We start from the raw sequence: 17,703 nt of genomic DNA on the forward strand, positions 1-17,703 counted from the left end.
CTCATATAGATTTAAGAATAAACAAGGCTCCTGAATTAGGAGCCTTTTTTGTTTTACTCGTATCGCGGTATTAGTTAAATGTTAGTGTCGTATTGGTTCCGTTTAGGGCAGGTCGCTAACACCTCTCGGTGACCGGTGTCTTTCACTTCTTGGAGAATGACATCAAAGCCCCATAATCGGTACACGTGCTTTAGAACTTCTTCGTAACTATCATCAAGTGGGATGCGGTTGTGAGGAACGTACTGCAACGTAAGCGATCGATCACCACGGACATCGACATTAAACACCTGAATGTTTGGCTCAAGATTAGATAAGTTATACTGAGCGGCTAAGGTTTCTCTAATGCGTTTATAACCCATCTCATCGTGTATAGCAGCGACTTCAATAAAGTTCTTATGGTCATCATCGTTGATCGCAAACAGCTTGAAATCACGCATTAATTTCGGAGAAAGGTATTGGCTAATAAAGCTTTCATCTTTGAAATTATGCATCGCGAAATGCACTGCATCTAACCAGTCGGTTCCTGCTAAATCTGGAAACCACTCCTTGTCCTCATCAGTTGGTTCTTCGCAGATACGCTTAATATCTCGGAACATGGCAAAGCCTAACGCGTAGGGGTTAATGCCATTAAAGTAAGGACTGTTATAAGGCGGCTGAGCCACGACACTGGTGTGGCTATGTAAGAACTCTAGAATGAACTTTTCAGACACCAAGCCCTCATCATAAAGATGGTTGAGTATGGTGTAGTGCCAGAACGTTGCCCAGCCTTCATTCATGACTTGCGTTTGTTTTTGCGGATAAAAATACTGACTGATCTTACGGACGATCCGAACAACTTCACGTTGCCATGGCTCTAGCAACGGCGCATGTTTTTCGAAGAAGTAGAGCAAGTTTTCCTGAGGCTCGCTTGGGAATCGCTCTTTAATGTCTTCCTCTTTCGTCTTGGCTGTTGGTACCGTGCGCCAAAGCTCATTAACTTGAGATTGTAGGTATGCTTCGCGTTCTTCTTGTCTTGCTTTTTCCTCTGTAATTGAGATTTTCTCTGGACGCTTGTAGCGGTCTACACCAAAGTTCATTAACGCGTGACAAGAGTCGAGCAGCTTTTCCACTTCTTTTACGCCATATCGTTCTTCACATTCGGCTAAGTACTTTTTGGCGAACAGCAGATAGTCGATAATAGAACTGGCGTCAGTCCACGTTTGGAATAGGTAATTACCTTTGAAAAAAGAGTTATGGCCGTAACACGCGTGTGCTATCACGAGTGCTTGCATTGTTACCGTATTTTCTTCCATCAAATAAGCAATACAAGGGTCGGAGTTAATCACAATCTCGTAGGCTAGCCCCATTTGACCATGTTTATAGTTCTGCTCTGTTTGAATGAATTTTTTACCAAATGACCAGTGGTTGTAATTGATTGGCATGCCGATGCTTGAATAGGCATCCATCATCTGTTCTGAAGTAATCACTTCTATTTGGTTAGGGTAAGTGTCTAGGCGATAATGCTCCGCGACACGCTTAATTTCTTTGTGGTATCGCTCTAACAGCTCAAATGTCCAATCTGGTCCATCTGGCAACACTTTACTGTTACGCTTCTTAGGCGCCTCTCCTGAGAGGTTTCTCGTTGCGGTATTCATCGCTAGCCTCCTTACGCCGTTTCTTTTTGGAATAGTTCACGAAAGACTGGGAAAATATCCTCCACAGAGCGAATGTTTTTCATTGCGAAATTAGGAAACTCTTCAGTGAGTTTTTCGTACTCATGCCATAGAGTTTGGTGCGATCGCCGCGTGATCTCTATGTAAGAGTAATACTGACAGTTTGGAAGTAATTTGTTCACTAACAGATCCCGGCATCTTGGCGAATCATCTGCCCAGTTGTCACCGTCGGATGCTTGAGCTGCATATATGTTCCACTGACCAATCGGGTATCGCTCTTTTACTATTTCATCCATTAACTTGAGCGCGCTAGATACAATGGTACCCCCGGTTTCTTGTGAGTAGAAAAATTCGTGCTCGTCCACTTCCTTCGCTTGGGTATGGTGGCGGATAAAGACGACTTCGACATTCTCGTAGGTACGAGTTAAGAACAAGTACAAAAGAACATAGAAGCGTTTTGCGATGTCTTTCGTTGCCTGGTCCATCGAACCGGATACGTCCATTAGACAGAACATTACCGCTTGGCTCGATGGTACCGGGCGTTTCTCATAGTTCTTGAAGCGTAAGTCGAAGGTATCGATGAACGGCACGCTTTCGATTTTCTTGCGCAGTTCTTCAATTTCAGCCTTCAAGCGGTTCTCTTCAAACTGCTGAGCAGGTTCAATATTTTTGATGCGAGCAAGTTCGTCTTCTAACTCTTTAAGAAGTCGTTTCTTACCAGCAGTCATTGCAGTACGGCGCGCAAGAGATTGTTGCAGAGAACGAACTACGGCGATATTGGAAGGGATACCGGCAGTTTGAAAGCCTGCACGGTGTGTTTTCCATTCAGTGATTTTGGCAATTTGGTTTTTTTCTAGATTAGGCAGCTCGAGATCTTCAAACAAAATATCGAGGTACTCATCTTTTGATATTTGGAATACAAATTCGTCTTGGCCTTCTCCATCTGGACTGGCGTTCCCTTCTCCTGAGCCGCTACCTTGACCGCCACCTTTGGGACGCTCAATTTTATCACCAGTAATGAATTGATCGTTACCGGGATGAACTCGTTCGCGAACACCACCTTTGCCTTGATGAAATATAGGCTCGTTGATGTCTTTGTGAGGGATAGAGACGTCTTCGCCCGTTTCCGTATTCGTAATCGAGCGTCGATTCACTGCGTCTGCTACCGACTCTTTTATTTGCTCTTTGTGGCGCTTCAAGAAGCGCTGTCGATTAACAGCGCTCTTGTTCTTGCCATTGAGCCTTCGGTCTATAAATTGCGCCATGAAATAGCCCTCTTCATGTTTCACAAGCGACCTAACTCAATACTGGGTTAGGATGACTTACGTACTCGTAGGTACCACTCAGAAAGTAGGCGAACCTGTTTCTCGGTATAGCCTTTTTCCATCATGCGAGCGACAAAGTCGTCGTGCTTCTTCTGATCTTCAGAAGAGGTTTTCGCATTAAATGAGATAACCGGAAGTAGCTCTTCGGTATTGGAGAACATTTTCTTCTCGATTACTGTGCGCAGTTTTTCGTAGCTGGTCCAAACCGGGTTTTGACCATTGTTATTCGCTTTCGCACGAAGCACAAAGTTAACGATTTCGTTTCGGAAATCTTTCGGGTTAGAAATACCAGCTGTTTTTTCGATCTTCTCTAGCTCAGCATTCAGTGAAGAGCGATCAAATAGCTGACCAGTTTCTGGATCTCGGTACTCTTGGTCTTGAATCCAGAAGTCTGCATAGGTGACATATCGGTCGAAGATGTTTTGGCCGTATTCAGAGTAAGACTCAAGATAAGCGGTCTGAATCTCTTTACCGATAAATTCAACGTATCGAGGTACTAGGTAGCCTTTCAAGAACTCGAGATATTTCTCTGCTGTTTCAGCAGGGAACTGTTCGCGCTCAACCTGTTGTTCAATCACATAGAATAGATGTACAGGGTTGGCTGCCACTTCGGTTTGGTCGAAGTTAAATACGCGTGACAAAATCTTAAAGGCAAAACGTGTTGAGAGACCGTTCATGCCTTCATCGACACCAGCATAATCACGATACTCTTGATAGCTTTTTGCCTTTGGATCCGTATCTTTCAGCGTTTCACCGTCGTATACGCGCATCTTAGAGAAGATGGACGAGTTTTCAGGCTCTTTAAGTCGAGAAAGAATACTGAATTGTGCCAGAGTCTCGAGCGTGCTTGGTGAACAAGGGGCTTGAGACAACTCACTGTTTTCAAGAAGTTTTTGGTAGATTTTGACTTCTTCTGAAACACGTAGACAGTAAGGTACTTTCACAATATAAACACGGTCCAAGAACGCTTCATTGTTCTTGTTGTTACGGAAGGTCTGCCACTCAGATTCGTTTGAGTGAGCCAGAATCATACCGTCGAATGGAATCGCAGAAAGGCCTTCTGTACCGTTGAAGTTGCCTTCTTGCGTTGCTGTTAACAGCGGGTGAAGCACTTTGATTGGTGCTTTGAACATCTCAACGAATTCCATTAAACCTTGGTTTGCTTTACACAGCGCACCGGAGTAGCTGTAAGCGTCTGGATCGTCTTGCGAATAGTGTTCAAGCTTACGAATATCGACTTTACCAACCAATGATGAGATATCTTGGTTGTTTTCATCGCCTGGTTCAGTTTTGGCAATACCGATTTGGTCAAGGATAGAAGGGCGTACTTTCACTACTTTAAATTTGGTGATATCACCACCAAACTCGTGAAGACGTTTAGCGGCCCAAGGAGACATGATCGAGCGAAGATAACGGTGCTCGATGCCATATTCTTTTTTCAAAATATCGCCATCTTCTGTGGCTTTGAATAGGCAGAACGGATGGTCATTCACTGGGCTGCGTTCGCCGTTAGCAGTAAGAACATAAATAGGCATCTGTTCCATCAGAGCCTTAAGCTTTTCTGCAAGCGAAGACTTACCGCCACCTACAGGGCCGAGTAAGTAAAGAATCTGCTTACGCTCTTCTAGGCCTTGCGCCGCATGTTTTAGGTAAGACACAATTTGTTCTATGGCATCTTCCATGCCATAAAAGTCTTTAAAGGTTTCATAACGAGAGATAACACGATTCGAGAAGATTCGGCTTAGTCTCGGATCCTTTGCCGTATCGATTATCTCTGGTTCACCAATCGCCATCAGTAGGCGTTCTGCTGCATTAGCATAAGCGCTTTTGTCATCTTTACACAGGGCTAAAAACTCCTGTAACGACATCTCTTCATCTTTTGCAGCTTCATATCTTGATTGATAGTGGTCGAAAATACTCATGTCGCTTTCCCCTTTAATAGTCAGTCTACCGACGAACGTTGATTCAGGCTTTCCACCAACAGTTATGCTCGTTGTTGTTTGAATATACGTCCTGTTATCACATTTGGTTCGTACAGAATGTAAGATTGGCGACACCAAAGACTTTGCTTTATGGACGGTTTTTTCGTTACAACGGTGAGCGGTGGATATGAATTTTTCAATCACAGCCTTTCTCTACTTAAGCCTAGTCGGGGATTTGCAATTTTGCTTAACAATTATGAATTTATTGTAAAAGTGACATTTGAATCACTCTTTTATTAAGGACGAATTTATGTCGTGAATAGGTGCAATAGAAATCAAATATTTGGCAAAGACGGAAGAGTCTCAGTGATTCGTTGTTCTACATTGAGCAAGGTAAGTGAAAGAGGTAGGAAGAGAGCAAAGTCTTAGATAAGTTTGTGACAGGGTAAATAACAAGGAGAGCGGGCGCTCTCCTCATTCTTAGACGACCATTTTATGCGCTGAAGATTTGCGCTAGTTCGTTTTCACATAAATGATACTGACGAGGGCAGTTACGCCAAGTTTGCAGCATACGGCGGTATTTATCTAGCATCGGCATTTGGCTGTTAAAGTGATGATCTGCCTTGTCAAACTGAGGGTACAAACCTTCAGAATCGATGAGAAAACGTACGTAATGTACTTGTTGCGCTTCTGAAGCGATATCAAATCCCAAGAACTTCAAGCGACGTTGATCCACGTTGCTGCGATCTTCATCTTCTAGCATGTTGTAAGATTCTTGCATCGCATGATACATCTCCATAACGTCGATGATCTCACGACACTCTGCTTCTGAGAGGCAGCCGAAATCTTTGTTCAACTCTCGCATTTGTAGTTCATAACCACGTTCAACGATCGTTTGTAAGCGTTTGTATTTGGCCGCATTACTTGGATCAAGTTGAGACATAAGGTTGTATTGGTTTGATAGAATCAAACGTTGAGCGTTTGACATTTCCATGGTGACCTCACTAGATATCTAATACATTTTTAATGTGCTTAGGTTAACGCTTAAGACATGAGTGAAACATGATCTCAACACATATTTAATACTAAAAAATGGCAAGAACTGTCACTTTTGACCAGTTTGAAAACACTTATTTATGGTAATGATTGTATATGTAGTCTCGGTCTGAAAATACTCTCAGCCACTCTGGCTTGAATACGGTTAAAACCGCCAGTGCCATACCATTTAATAGACCTTCTGGAAAGGCGAGCAACGGCACAAAAACAAAGTAGTTATGTTGAATGGTTTCCCAATCGTAGTGACCAACTGATAGGTGATAAAAAGAGTTAATGATGAGGTGCAGACTTCCTGTTATCGCGCCATTGAAAAATCCAGCAACGAAGATGAAAACAAAAATGTTTCGTGGCAAGTAGTGGTAACTCAGAAGAAACACTAAGTAACTAATGAAAATCGGAATTAGGGCAGATAGAACTAACGACGTGGGTAAGAGTAGCAAGGACACATCATGTAGTAGGTGGTTGACCAACATAGCGGGAATGCTGAGTAGAAATGCCATGCGCCAACCATACATCATCGTCAGCGTTGTTAGTGCAAGAAAATGAATCTGTAATCCTTCTTTTACACCTGCTTGAGCGGCCCATAAAATACTGAAAAAGAAGAGCGTTGCAAAAACGAGGTGCTGAAATCCTTTCTCTTTTTCCAGTTTTGGCCAAACGACTTTTTTCCAATCTGGTAGGCAGTAGACTACTACTATCCAAATTGAGACAACAAGAGAGCCTAAGTTAAACAAATCCATGTTACTTCCTTCCTATGCGAACATGACGCAATCATTTCTATCGTTCTTTTTATACCTAAATGACCGCAGAGAAACTCACTGATAAGGCTTAGATATAATCAAAAAAATACCAGCAATAAGCTGGTATTTTAAAGAGGTTAGTCTTGCGGTTCACTTAGTATTTTACGTTATCGTTGTATTGAGCAAGAATGGATTGAATTTCATCCATGGTTTCTTTCGGTGGCGGGTTTACGCCTTCGAGTGGGTATTCTAAGCCTAACGCTTCCCACTTATGAGCCCCTAATTTGTGGTAAGGAAGTAACTCGACCTTTTCGATGTTATCCATGTCTTTAATAAATTCACCAAGCATGTGTGCTGCTTCTGGGTCATCTGTGTAACCAGGCACGACGACATAGCGAATCCATGTTTTCTTTCCGATTTTTTGTAAGTAACGAGCAAAGTCCAATGTGCGTCGGTTGGATACACCGATGAGATCTTGGTGCACTTCGTCTTTCATGTGTTTGATGTCAAGCATGACTAAGTCTGTTGCATCCAGTACTTCATCGATAACATCAGTGTGCTTACGAACATAACCGTTAGTATCTAGACATGTATGAATGCCCTCGGCTTTAGCTGCGCGGAAAAAATCACGTACGAATTCCGGTTGAAGCATCGCTTCGCCGCCAGAACAAGTAACGCCACCACCTGATGCATTCATGAAGTGGCGGTAACTTTTCGCTTCGGAAATGATTTCTTCAACCGTGACTTCTTTGCCATCATGCGTGTCCCAAGTATCGCGGTTATGGCAATACTTACAGCGCATTAAACAACCTTGCAAGAAGACGATAAATCGAATACCAGGTCCGTCTACGGTACCACATGACTCAAATGAGTGAATACGACCAGCTGTTGACATCTTTTGCTCTCATTACTAGTAAATTCTAGCTGTTATTTTATTACAAAAAGCAGGGTTAAAACAGCTTTGTCGGTACTAAAGGCAAGGTTATTTGAAGAAAGAAAATAGATGGAGCCAATCTACATAAACGCTTGAACACGAGGTGGTTAATACCTACCCCGAGAACTTGCCGTGTATCTAGATTGACTTCGGTGCTGGGATAATCCAGTTTTTAGAAAAAGGCGAACACGGAGAACGAGCCTGTCCCATAAACATCGGTTTGGGCTTCTTCATAATCCGGTGTTTTAATTGTAAAGGTGATGCTTGCACCGTAATTTTGGTTGTACCAAGATACTCCCGCGACGGCACTTGCTTGCCAATTTTGCAGTGTGACGTCGTATGGCGCTGACGGTTCAGGAATGCCAGGACGATCTCCTTCGATAGTCATGTCATTAAAGCGGTAACGACCTTCAAACCCGGTGAACAAGAACCAACTCGACGTGTTCTGAGCGATCATACTTGCTGAGAAAGGGCTTTCGACACTGATATTGGCGGCTCCGATGCTATTCGCTAGGTTTGTACCCCAACGAAACATGACGCCTTGAGAGACATCACTACGGAAGTTACCCGCATTGATGTCGTTAATGTTGGTGATCTCCCATTGTGTTTTTTGTTCTTCGCTGCGCATCAATTTGTTAAATACGCGGTAACCAAGGCTGAACGCCACTTTATCTTCAATCTGGTAATCCCAACCTTGAGGGTCCGTCGATCCTGTTATGCCGTGAACGATTTCTTGCGCCTTTTCTGATAGCGAACTTTCACCCGTAGTTCCTATGGTGAAATTGTACCGTACAGCTTTGTCACTCGTTAGGGAAAGGTAGTTGATTTCGGTGTGTAGGTAACCGGCATATGGGCGATCATTGATTAGTGGATAATCGGCTTCAATGTCGCTTGGAGTCCACATCTTGTGGCCAAGAACCAACTCTATTTTATCGATATTGGCGTGCTCTGAGTTAGCTAGACTCAGCCATTTCCATTGGCTTTCTTGTGTCAGTTGGTCTGTCGCGTAAGAAAGGAAAACACCATTCGTATAGTCTTGATCGACGCCAAAAATACCATCGTTGTCGATGGTAAAAGAAACCGTAGACTTAGTGGATGCTATTGCAACTGGAGAAAGAAGGGTAAGAATAATTAATTTACTAAATCTCATAGACTTTATTTGCTAACTTTTTTCGCATCATACGTAAGAATGCGGGCAAAAGTCTTTCGCGGTATCACAACTTTCATTCAAGAAATAAAAAAAGGCTGATGCTACTTAGCATCAGCCTTTGTTGTATTACTAGAACGTTATTTCGCTATAGTCTTATAGAGACTCAGTGAATGTACGCGCGATTACGTCAGCTTGTTGCTCTGCAGTTAGAGAGTTGAAGCGAACAGCGTAACCAGATACACGGATTGTTAGCTGAGGGTATTTCTCTGGGTGCTTAACTGCGTCTTCTAGAGTTTCACGGTTAAGAACGTTCACGTTTAGGTGTTGACCACCTTCGATACCCGCTTCGTGGTGGAAGTAACCATCCATAAGACCAGCAAGGTTAGCGCGTTGTGAACCCTCATCTTTACCTAGTGCGTTAGGTACGATAGAGAATGTGTAAGAGATACCATCTTGTGCGTCAGCAAACGGCAGTTTAGCAACTGAAGTTAGTGATGCTACAGCACCTTTCTCGTCACGACCGTGCATTGGGTTTGCACCTGGAGCAAATGGAGCACCAGCACGACGACCGTCAGGCGTGTTACCAGTTTTCTTACCGTAAACCACGTTTGAAGTGATAGTAAGAATTGACTGAGTAGGGATTGCATCACGGTAAGTCTTAAGCTTACGGATTTTGCCCATAAATACAGAAACAAGTTCACATGCAATGTCATCAACGCGTGGGTCGTTGTTACCGAATTTAGGGTAATCGCCTTCGATTTCGAAGTCGATTGCTAGACCGTCTTCGTCACGAATTGGCTTAACTTTTGCGTATTTAATTGCAGATAGTGAGTCAGCCGCAACAGATAGACCAGCAATACCACAAGCCATAGTACGTTTAACGTCACGGTCGTGTAGAGCCATTAGTGCCGCTTCGTAGCTGTACTTATCGTGCATGAAGTGGATAGCGTTTAGTGCAGTCACATATTGTTTCGCTAGCCAATCCATGAAGTGGTCCATTTTCTCCCACAGTTCATCGTAGTTAAGAACATCGCCTTCGATCTTAGGCATTTGCGGGCCAACTTGGATTTTTAGCTTCTCATCCACACCACCGTTGATGGTGTAAAGCATTGTTTTCGCAAGGTTCGCACGAGCACCGAAGAACTGCATTTGCTTACCAACAACCATTGGAGATACACAACATGCGATCGCGTAGTCGTCAGAGTTCATGTCTGGACGCATTAAGTCGTCATTTTCGTACTGAATAGAAGAAGTATCGATAGATACTTTCGCACAGAACTTCTTGAAGCCTTCAGGTAGTTGCTCAGACCAAAGAACAGTGATGTTTGGCTCTGGAGAAGGACCCATAGTGTATAGTGAGTTTAGGAAACGGAAGTTTGTACGAGTAACTAGCGTACGACCGTCAAGACCCATACCACCCATAGACTCAGTTGCCCAGATAGGGTCGCCAGAGAATAGATCATCGTACTCAGGAGTACGTAGGAAACGAACCATACGTAGTTTCATTACGAAGTGGTCGATCATTTCCTGAGCTTGTTCTTCAGTTAGCTTACCAGCCGCGATATCACGTTCGATGAAGATGTCTAGGAACGTAGAAGTACGACCTAGAGACATAGCCGCACCGTTTTGAGATTTAACAGCAGCTAGGTAACCGAAGTAAGTCCACTGAATAGCTTCTTGCGCAGTTTCAGCAGGACGAGAAATATCACAACCGTATTTTGCAGCCATTTCTTTGATTTGACCTAGAGCACGGTGTTGCTCTGCGATCTCTTCACGGAGCTGCATTGTCATTTGTAGGTCTTCGCCGTTCTCAAAACGCTCTTGTAGAGAAGAGAACTGCGCGAATTTATCCTTCATTAGGAAGTCAATACCGTATAGAGCAACACGACGGTAGTCACCGATGATACGACCACGACCGTATGCATCTGGAAGACCAGTCAGTACGCCAGATTTACGACACGCCATGATTTGAGGAGTGTAGATATCGAAAACGCCTTGGTTGTGAGTTTTACGGTATTCTGTGTAGATTTTTTTAACTTGTGGGTCTAGCTCGCGGTCGTAGGCTTTGCATGAACCTTCAACCATGCGGATACCACCGTTAGGGATGATCGCACGTTTTAGAGGAGCGTCAGTTTGAAGACCTACGATAGTTTCTAGGTCTTTTTCGATGTAGCCTGCATCGTGAGCAGTGATGGTAGAGATAACTGAAGTATCAAAATCAACAGGAGCGTGAGTCGCGTTCTCTTGTTTGATGCCTTCCATTACCTTAGCCCAAAGCTTGTTAGTCGCTTCAGTACCTTCAGAAACTAGGAAAGATTCGTCGCCTTCGTACGGAGTGTAGTTCTTCTGAATGAAATCACGAACGTTTACTTCGTTTTGCCAGTCGCCTGCAGCAAAACCTTCCCAAGCTTTAGCAAATTGCTCTGCCATGACATACCTACCTTTTTAGTAGAAAAAAATACGTACTGCTTCGCCGTTGAGCCAGCTATCCCCAGATAAAAGAGGGGAACAGTACACTCTTATGAATAACAATATTTATAGTCTTAAATTTACGTATTCGATTTACAAAACTATAAATATTGTCACTAGTTTTAACGTTTCTCTTTTTAAGCAACAGTTAGAGGTTAAACTAAAATTTTTTTGCAAACCTTAAACTAAATCAATAAATCCTCAAAAATTTCGATAAAAATGGGGTAGCGACGAGCGCTACCCACAAATTTCTGGACTGCTAGCTTATAGCCAAGCTTGGATGCCATACTGGCCTTCAAGCATACCAACTGCAAGCATAGCAACTAAACAGATAACAAGTACGCTTACTGGGATCACAATCTTGTCTACAAATGATAGGCGAGACGCGCGCTCTTTATCTCCAATTAAACCGTTGTTATCTAAAAGCATAGTTAGTGCCCAAGCTAGAACTGGGTTAACAACGGCAGAACCAAAGATACAGATACCTGCTGCTTGTGAGTCTTTCGAGTCCTTCACCATCTGCATGCCAGCTTCAAGCAGTGGTAGAGATACACCAACGAGAAGAGCAACGCGCATAACTGGAGGCCATACTGCAACGTCCATAGGAAAACCAAGGATTGCAACAATAATACATAGAGAGCCTAGTAAGATGGCACCAGCAGGAATAGGGCGTTTCGCGATTGCAGCAGGGATCATGTAAGTCCCCCAAGATGATGTGATGTTACCACCACCCACTGCAGTACCGACCATTTGGCGAACGGAACACATTGTCATTGTGTCATCAACGTCCATCAGCACTTTCTCACTCTTACGTGGGTAGTTCATCTCTTGGAAGATACGGTGACCCAAGAAGTCAGGTGACCACATTGCTACCGCAAGAATGGCGAATGGTAGAGAAGCGATGAAGTGTTCCATATTAGGAAGACCAAGCATCCAACCTTCTTCTGTTGAACCCCACCAGTAGATTGGATTTAGGTTTGGAAGGCCTGTCTCGGTTACGAATTTAATATCGAAGCCTGCGCCAAGAGCAAGTGCGATTGCAAGCCCAGTGAAGGCACAAACAGGGATCGCTAGCCAGCGTTTGTTCACTTTAGCAAGGAACGCGTATAAGCCAATGGTAACCGCAAGAACAATTAGACCGATGTAACCCATGCTACCAGCGGCAACCGTATCGGATTGCAAACCAACAGCCCAAGCTTGAATAGAGTTAATTTGGCTCATGGTTCCGGTTAAACCTAAGAAAATAAGAAGGCCACCAGCCGTACCTTCAGAGGTGAGGTTAACCAGTTTTGACCCACCTTTTAAGAGGCTCAAAATCAAACCAAACACACCAATGAGAATTGCTAATGCAAGAGGGTGAGCACCAGCAAGAGCGATGGTACCAATAAGAGGGATCATTGGGCCGTGGTTGCCTGCTAGATTGGCTTTAGGGTTAATAAAACCAGAGGCAAGTACACAGAAAAGAAGTGCAGGGATGAGCATTTCTACACGCGCAACTTCGATAGCAAAGTCCTTGCCTAAGTTTACGTGGTCCCATGCTGCAGTAAGACCTTCAGCCCAAGACATCATTACCGCAGAGTACATTGCGATAATACCGATAGTACCAGCAAGTGCTGGAACAAGGTCTTCAAGCTCAAAGCGGAAGTCACGACCTGGCAAGTTCAAGCCAAAACGACGTGGCTTCATAATTTGTAGTTCGTGGTCTAGGTAGTCTGAACGGCTTGCGAACTCAGATGCTGGACGATGAAGCTCACGGTAGCTCTTGGTCTCGATATCTGAATCAGAGTGCGTTTTGTTAACTGCGTCTGACATAGATTCCTCATATATTTAAAAGTTATGAATTCTTCATTCAATTGTGTTAATCCGCATCCTGCGGCACGCTTATGCTAGCTATTGTTAGATTTGTTACACGTCGACACTGTGCCTAAGCATAGCTAATAACTTATTGTGTTGAGGCGCAAAAAAAAGCCTCATCTTTTGGCAGGAGTCTAGCAAGATAGCCATTTAGGGTGATTGATTTAGATCACTTTAAGAATGGTTGTGAAATAAAACTACAGAAAGTTTCTGGCATGCGAATGAGATGCGGAGATCTTGTGTAATTTCATTACACAAGTTGCATAAAATTAGAACTTTTTGTCCTTTTGCACGAGATGCAGATTAAATGTCAATATTCACGGTGATTATATAAAGCTGGCTTTATTCTTGCTTTGGACAGAGCAAAGACAATTTTTTGGCTAATCATTGCCGCTCAGTTTAGGAAAAAGACATGAAACAGCTTAAAGTACTGCCACTAGTGGCAATCATCTCAGGGTTAATGGTCGGTTGCGGCGGCGGTGGCGGCGGTGGCGGTGGTGCAGCGCCGAAAACTGCCTTTACTTTTGATTTTGCTATACCAGCAACAATGACTGAAAGTGAAGCAACTACGAAAGGTTGTACTGTATATGACCACAAAACTGAGCTGAACGGCGATAAAACGGTTTTAACCTATAGTGCAGCGTCAAAAGAGCAAGTGACCAACTATGTTATCGGTTACTACTCTGATGCCGATGGCAAAAGATCCGGAGACATTATCAAACCTACCACTGATAACTTTAAGTTTTATCTTGAAGATATCCCTGACGGCGGCTTTGTAACGTTTCAAGCAATAGAATTTAACGGCAAAGAAGCTCGCGTAAACACGTTTTCAAAAGAGTTCTTGCAAGATAAGAAACTACGTAATGCTACTTTTGCACTAAACCGAGACTCTTTGAACAAATGCTTTACTGGCGGTAACTTAGCAAGCAATAAGTTTACTAACTTAGATTACCGAAACGCTGAATCAGGTGGCGGAGATTACAACTTTGTCTCGCAAACCGATATTTTCACGTCTCCGAACCCTGATATGTTGCCTACTGATGAACTGATGGGGCTTAAAGGTGAACCAACGGCATTGTTTCAGTATGAATCAGGTTCAAGCGACAAAGCGCTTTACCAGTATGGTATTGGTTCGTGGGGAACTGGTGAGATAGCCTTAGTTAGAGCGGATAATACGTCAAACATTTATTCGTCTTCTGACTATACTTACGACTCGCTCAACATTGGCTTTGTTACTAACGGCTTTGCATATGACGCGTTGAAGCTGGATAAAACGGCCGTTGAATATAATCGCCCTAGTGCAACGAATAAAGAAACTTGGGTATACATGGCGTTCTCAGAGAATCAAGTTAATGGTTGGGAGTCTCTACTTAACGAAACGATCTCTGACGGATGGGATATTGACGTTGATCCGAGTGCTTACTTAAATATTGATAACCTGCCGAACACAAAACCAAGTGTATCAACGCAAGGAAGTGCAGAGTCCGTGATTGATCTGGACATGGGCTTAACATCGTCTACTGAAGGCTTTACTCGTGTCGCTTACTTTGCAACTTCAGGCGACTACAGGGTCACACATCGCATTTTCACAACAAGTGATAGTGATTCTGTTGTTGTTCCAGAATTGCATTACTACAACTTCCCAACATCGGCCGTTAACGGTTTGAAAGTTTCAGCTTCGGACGATTTTAATCGCACTGCTTTGGTAGTGAATGAAGATAGTAATATTGATTCTAAAGTTTTCATGAGCTTCTTCTCCAATGGTGAAGCGTCAGAGCCTGAACTAGATGAAGACCTAGATGGCATCATTACTTCTGAAAAAGAAGGCTTAGAAAATGAGGTGACATTACGTACTTCAAACTCGTTGGTAGTCAGTCGTTTTAATTAATTCATTGCGACCTCGAATAGGTTTCAATTAACACTTTTGTAAATTTACTAAGCCCCTTTGAAAGGGGCTTTTTTATATTTAATATTCAACTTTTGAAGAATATGTTGCTATATATTGCATATTAATTTGTCTATAGTATCTTTCTATTCGAATTATTTAGGTTAATAATTTGTTGCAAGTTTCAAAGGGCGGTGCTAATTTGTTCCGAATTAGAGAGGGCGGAGTCCCTTAATGGCAGTGACAAAAACACAGGGAGTAGGGCGCATGAATGATGTACCAGCGCTAGATATAAAAGACCTGCACAAAACATTTGGACAAAATGAAGTTTTAAAAGGCATTTCACTTGCCGCGCACAAAGGAGATGTTATCTCCATCATTGGCTCTTCCGGCTCAGGTAAGAGTACCTTTCTCAGATGTATCAACTTGCTAGAAACGCCTACCGCGGGCGAAATTTGGGTAAATGGTGAATTAATCCAAATGAAGAACAACAGAGCAGGTGAATCTGTTCCTGCTAATGAAAAGCAAGTCCAACGTATTCGCTCACGCCTGGCAATGGTTTTCCAAGGTTTCAACCTCTGGTCTCACCTAACCGTACTAGAAAACGTGATTGAGGCGCCTGTTCATGTCTTAGGCGTGCCAAAAGCTCAAGCGATTGAAAATGCAGAAGTCTTGCTTAAGAAAGTAGGCTTGTATGAGCGTAAAGATTATTACCCTGGGCACTTATCTGGCGGCCAGCAGCAACGTGCAGCTATTGCCCGTGCGCTAGCAGTTGACCCAGAGGTGATGTTGTTTGACGAGCCAACTTCTGCGCTTGACCCAGAACTTGTAGGAGAAGTTCTGGGGGTAATGAGAGATTTGGCAGATGAAGGGCGAACTATGCTGGTGGTCACGCACGAAATGGCGTTTGCGCGTGACGTATCAAACCATGTGATGTTTTTACATCAAGGCTTAGTGGAAGAACAGGGAAATCCAGCTAAGCTATTTACAAACCCGGATTCAGAACGATTACAGCAGTTTATCTCATCCATTTACTAATATTTGTTAGGCGGCAGACTATTGCCTCCTAAGCCAACACAACAAACAAAACGAAATAAAATAGCAATCACAGGAGTATGGAAATGAAAAAGTGGTTATTAGCAGCAACGATTGCTGCAACGGCAGTATCAGGTGTTGCCCAAGCGAAAGAATGGAAAACAGTTCGCTTTGGTATCGAAGGTGCTTACCCTCCGTTTAGCTGGACAGAAACTGATGGCTCAATAAAAGGCTTTGACGTAGACATGGCAAATGCACTCTGTGAAGAGATGCAAGTGAAGTGCAAAATCGTCGCTCAAGATTGGGATGGTATTATTCCTTCTCTGCTTGCACGTAAGTACGATGCCATCATCGCAGCAATGTCTATCACTGAAGAGCGCAAGAAAAAAGTCGATTTCACTGGCAAGTACGCACAAATTCCAAATAAATTTATCGCTAAGAAAGGTGCTGGTCTAGATTTTGATAATCTTAAAGATGTCAAAATTGGCGTGCAACGTGCGACGACACATGACAAGTACTTAACTGACAACTACGGCGATGATGTTGAAATTGTGCGTTATGGCTCTTTTGATGAAGCGTATCTTGATCTAGAAAATGGTCGAATTGCTGCTGTTTTAGGTGATGCTTCTGCTCTAGAAGAGGGTGTGATCAACAAAGCAGGTGGCGAAGCTTATGAGTTTGTTGGACCATCGTTAACCGATCCAAAATGGTTTGGCGAAGGTATGGGTATCGCTGTTCGTAAACAAGACAAAGATCTAACGAAGAAACTCGACGCAGCAATTATTTCACTACGTGAGAAAGGTGTTTACCAAGAAATTGCTGGTAAATACTTTAACTACGATGTGTACGGTGAATAAACCGTAATTAAGCGACCGTTGGCTTGTTCCTAGAAGTAGTCAACGGTCGATTTTTTGAGTTTAGGGATTAGGAACTCACCTATGCTAGATTTACAAGGATACGAAGCTTCGATTTTGAAAGGAGCTTTAGTAACAATAGAAGTTGCAGTGCTTTCACTCATTCTCGCCATGGTCTTAGGCATGCTTGGCGCATTAGCTAAGTTAGCACCTTACAAATGGGCAAGGGCGATTGCCATTCTTTACACCACCGTCATTCGCGGCATTCCAGATTTGGTTCTGATGATGCTAATTTTCTTTGGTGGACAAATACTTTTAAATAACAGCCTTTACTCCATCAACGAAACGCTCAACGAGTGGTTTGCCTCGAGTGATCCAAACCATGAATGGACGTCTTACTTACCTGATTATATTGATGTCAGCCCATTTATAGCTGGTGTACTCACGATTGGTTTTATCTTTGGCGCCTACATGGCGGAGACTTTTCGTGGAGCGATCATGGCGGTGGACAAGGGTGAATTAGAAGCGGCGAAAGCTTATGGGATGAGTTCTGCTTTATCGTTTAGAAGAATCTTACTTCCTCAGATGATTCGTCATGCATTACCTGGATTTGGTAATAATTGGTTAGTGTTACTTAAGACCACAGCGTTAGTTTCCATTATTGGTCTGGATGACATGGTGAGAATGAGCTCATTGGCAGCAGGTACAACGAAAATGCCGTTCACCTTTTACATGGCTGTCGCGCTCATCTTTCTATTTTTTACCAGCGTTTCGACCGGGCTACTCAAGCTTGTTGAGCGTAAGTTCAGTATTCATGCGAGGTAAGT

13 protein-coding genes are annotated in these 17,703 nt (G+C 43.3%); 4 read left to right on the forward strand and 9 right to left on the reverse strand.

From position 1 onward, the window contains the following. Window positions 1-74: 74 nt before the first annotated feature. From R8N46_RS07655 to R8N46_RS07695, 9 genes are all read right to left on the reverse strand, one after another. Window positions 75-1,634, reverse strand: a complete 1,560-nt coding sequence (locus R8N46_RS07655) for a SpoVR family protein (RefSeq protein ID WP_005378449.1) — start codon at window positions 1,632-1,634, stop codon at window positions 75-77. 11 nt (window positions 1,635-1,645) lie between these two features. Continuing rightward, a complete protein-coding gene (locus tag R8N46_RS07660; RefSeq protein ID WP_005378448.1) occupies window positions 1,646-2,917 on the reverse strand; it encodes a YeaH/YhbH family protein in 1,272 nt (423 codons plus the stop codon). A 47-nt stretch (window positions 2,918-2,964) separates the two neighbouring features. Beyond that, complete coding sequence (locus R8N46_RS07665) at window positions 2,965-4,899, reverse strand: PrkA family serine protein kinase (protein WP_005378447.1); 1,935 nt, start codon at window positions 4,897-4,899, stop codon at window positions 2,965-2,967. 493 nt (window positions 4,900-5,392) lie between these two features. Further along, a complete protein-coding gene (locus R8N46_RS07670) occupies window positions 5,393-5,893 on the reverse strand; it encodes a YfbU family protein (RefSeq protein WP_017820021.1) in 501 nt (166 codons plus the stop codon). Window positions 5,894-6,029: 136 nt separating this feature from the next. Next, window positions 6,030-6,695, reverse strand: a complete 666-nt coding sequence (locus R8N46_RS07675; protein WP_053303246.1) for an energy-coupling factor ABC transporter permease — start codon at window positions 6,693-6,695, stop codon at window positions 6,030-6,032. A 154-nt stretch (window positions 6,696-6,849) separates the two neighbouring features. Further along, the gene (gene pflA / locus R8N46_RS07680; protein ID WP_005378444.1) at window positions 6,850-7,590 is read right to left on the reverse strand and encodes a pyruvate formate lyase 1-activating protein; all 741 of its coding nucleotides are present in this window, start codon (window positions 7,588-7,590) and stop codon (window positions 6,850-6,852) included. A 211-nt stretch (window positions 7,591-7,801) separates the two neighbouring features. Then, on the reverse strand, window positions 7,802-8,779 hold the full coding sequence (locus R8N46_RS07685; RefSeq protein WP_005378443.1) for a lipid A deacylase LpxR family protein: 978 nt from the start codon (window positions 8,777-8,779) through the stop codon (window positions 7,802-7,804). A 153-nt stretch (window positions 8,780-8,932) separates the two neighbouring features. Then, a complete protein-coding gene (gene pflB, locus R8N46_RS07690) occupies window positions 8,933-11,209 on the reverse strand; it encodes a formate C-acetyltransferase (protein WP_005378442.1) in 2,277 nt (758 codons plus the stop codon). A 303-nt stretch (window positions 11,210-11,512) separates the two neighbouring features. After that, the gene (locus tag R8N46_RS07695) at window positions 11,513-13,060 is read right to left on the reverse strand and encodes a DUF3360 family protein (protein WP_005378441.1); all 1,548 of its coding nucleotides are present in this window, start codon (window positions 13,058-13,060) and stop codon (window positions 11,513-11,515) included. A gap of 454 nt (window positions 13,061-13,514) precedes the next feature. On the opposite strand from R8N46_RS07695, the gene R8N46_RS07700 reads away from it, so the two are divergent. From R8N46_RS07700 to R8N46_RS07715, 4 genes are all read left to right on the forward strand, one after another. Then, the gene (locus R8N46_RS07700) at window positions 13,515-14,990 is read left to right on the forward strand and encodes a hypothetical protein (protein ID WP_017820023.1); all 1,476 of its coding nucleotides are present in this window, start codon (window positions 13,515-13,517) and stop codon (window positions 14,988-14,990) included. A gap of 264 nt (window positions 14,991-15,254) precedes the next feature. Continuing rightward, window positions 15,255-16,025, forward strand: coding sequence for an ABC transporter ATP-binding protein (locus R8N46_RS07705; protein ID WP_005378438.1), 771 nt, complete (start codon window positions 15,255-15,257; stop codon window positions 16,023-16,025). An 83-nt stretch (window positions 16,026-16,108) separates the two neighbouring features. Next, a complete protein-coding gene (locus tag R8N46_RS07710; protein ID WP_005378437.1) occupies window positions 16,109-16,879 on the forward strand; it encodes an ABC transporter substrate-binding protein in 771 nt (256 codons plus the stop codon). A gap of 81 nt (window positions 16,880-16,960) precedes the next feature. Next, on the forward strand, window positions 16,961-17,701 hold the full coding sequence (locus tag R8N46_RS07715) for an ABC transporter permease (RefSeq protein WP_318098381.1): 741 nt from the start codon (window positions 16,961-16,963) through the stop codon (window positions 17,699-17,701). The last annotated feature ends 2 nt before the right edge of the window (window positions 17,702-17,703 follow it).

It is taken from the genome of Vibrio sp. 1874 (genome assembly GCF_033344395.1).
Lineage (GTDB): Bacteria > Pseudomonadota > Gammaproteobacteria > Enterobacterales > Vibrionaceae > Vibrio > Vibrio alginolyticus.

Excerpts from the sequence above, each read along its gene's own strand:
- R8N46_RS07655 (WP_005378449.1), bottom strand. The coding sequence starts at position 1,634 with ATGAATACCGCAACGAGAAACCTCTCAGGAGAGGCGCCTAAGAAGCGT.
- R8N46_RS07660 (WP_005378448.1), bottom strand. The coding sequence starts at position 2,917 with ATGGCGCAATTTATAGACCGAAGGCTCAATGGCAAGAACAAGAGCGCT.
- R8N46_RS07665 (WP_005378447.1), bottom strand. The coding sequence starts at position 4,899 with ATGAGTATTTTCGACCACTATCAATCAAGATATGAAGCTGCAAAAGAT.
- R8N46_RS07670 (WP_017820021.1), bottom strand. The coding sequence starts at position 5,893 with ATGGAAATGTCAAACGCTCAACGTTTGATTCTATCAAACCAATACAAC.
- R8N46_RS07675 (WP_053303246.1), bottom strand. The coding sequence starts at position 6,695 with ATGGATTTGTTTAACTTAGGCTCTCTTGTTGTCTCAATTTGGATAGTA.
- pflA (WP_005378444.1), bottom strand. The coding sequence starts at position 7,590 with ATGTCAACAGCTGGTCGTATTCACTCATTTGAGTCATGTGGTACCGTA.
- R8N46_RS07685 (WP_005378443.1), bottom strand. The coding sequence starts at position 8,779 with ATGAGATTTAGTAAATTAATTATTCTTACCCTTCTTTCTCCAGTTGCA.
- pflB (WP_005378442.1), bottom strand. The coding sequence starts at position 11,209 with ATGGCAGAGCAATTTGCTAAAGCTTGGGAAGGTTTTGCTGCAGGCGAC.
- R8N46_RS07695 (WP_005378441.1), bottom strand. The coding sequence starts at position 13,060 with ATGTCAGACGCAGTTAACAAAACGCACTCTGATTCAGATATCGAGACC.
- R8N46_RS07700 (WP_017820023.1), top strand. The coding sequence starts at position 13,515 with ATGAAACAGCTTAAAGTACTGCCACTAGTGGCAATCATCTCAGGGTTA.
- R8N46_RS07705 (WP_005378438.1), top strand. The coding sequence starts at position 15,255 with ATGAATGATGTACCAGCGCTAGATATAAAAGACCTGCACAAAACATTT.
- R8N46_RS07710 (WP_005378437.1), top strand. The coding sequence starts at position 16,109 with ATGAAAAAGTGGTTATTAGCAGCAACGATTGCTGCAACGGCAGTATCA.
- R8N46_RS07715 (WP_318098381.1), top strand. The coding sequence starts at position 16,961 with ATGCTAGATTTACAAGGATACGAAGCTTCGATTTTGAAAGGAGCTTTA.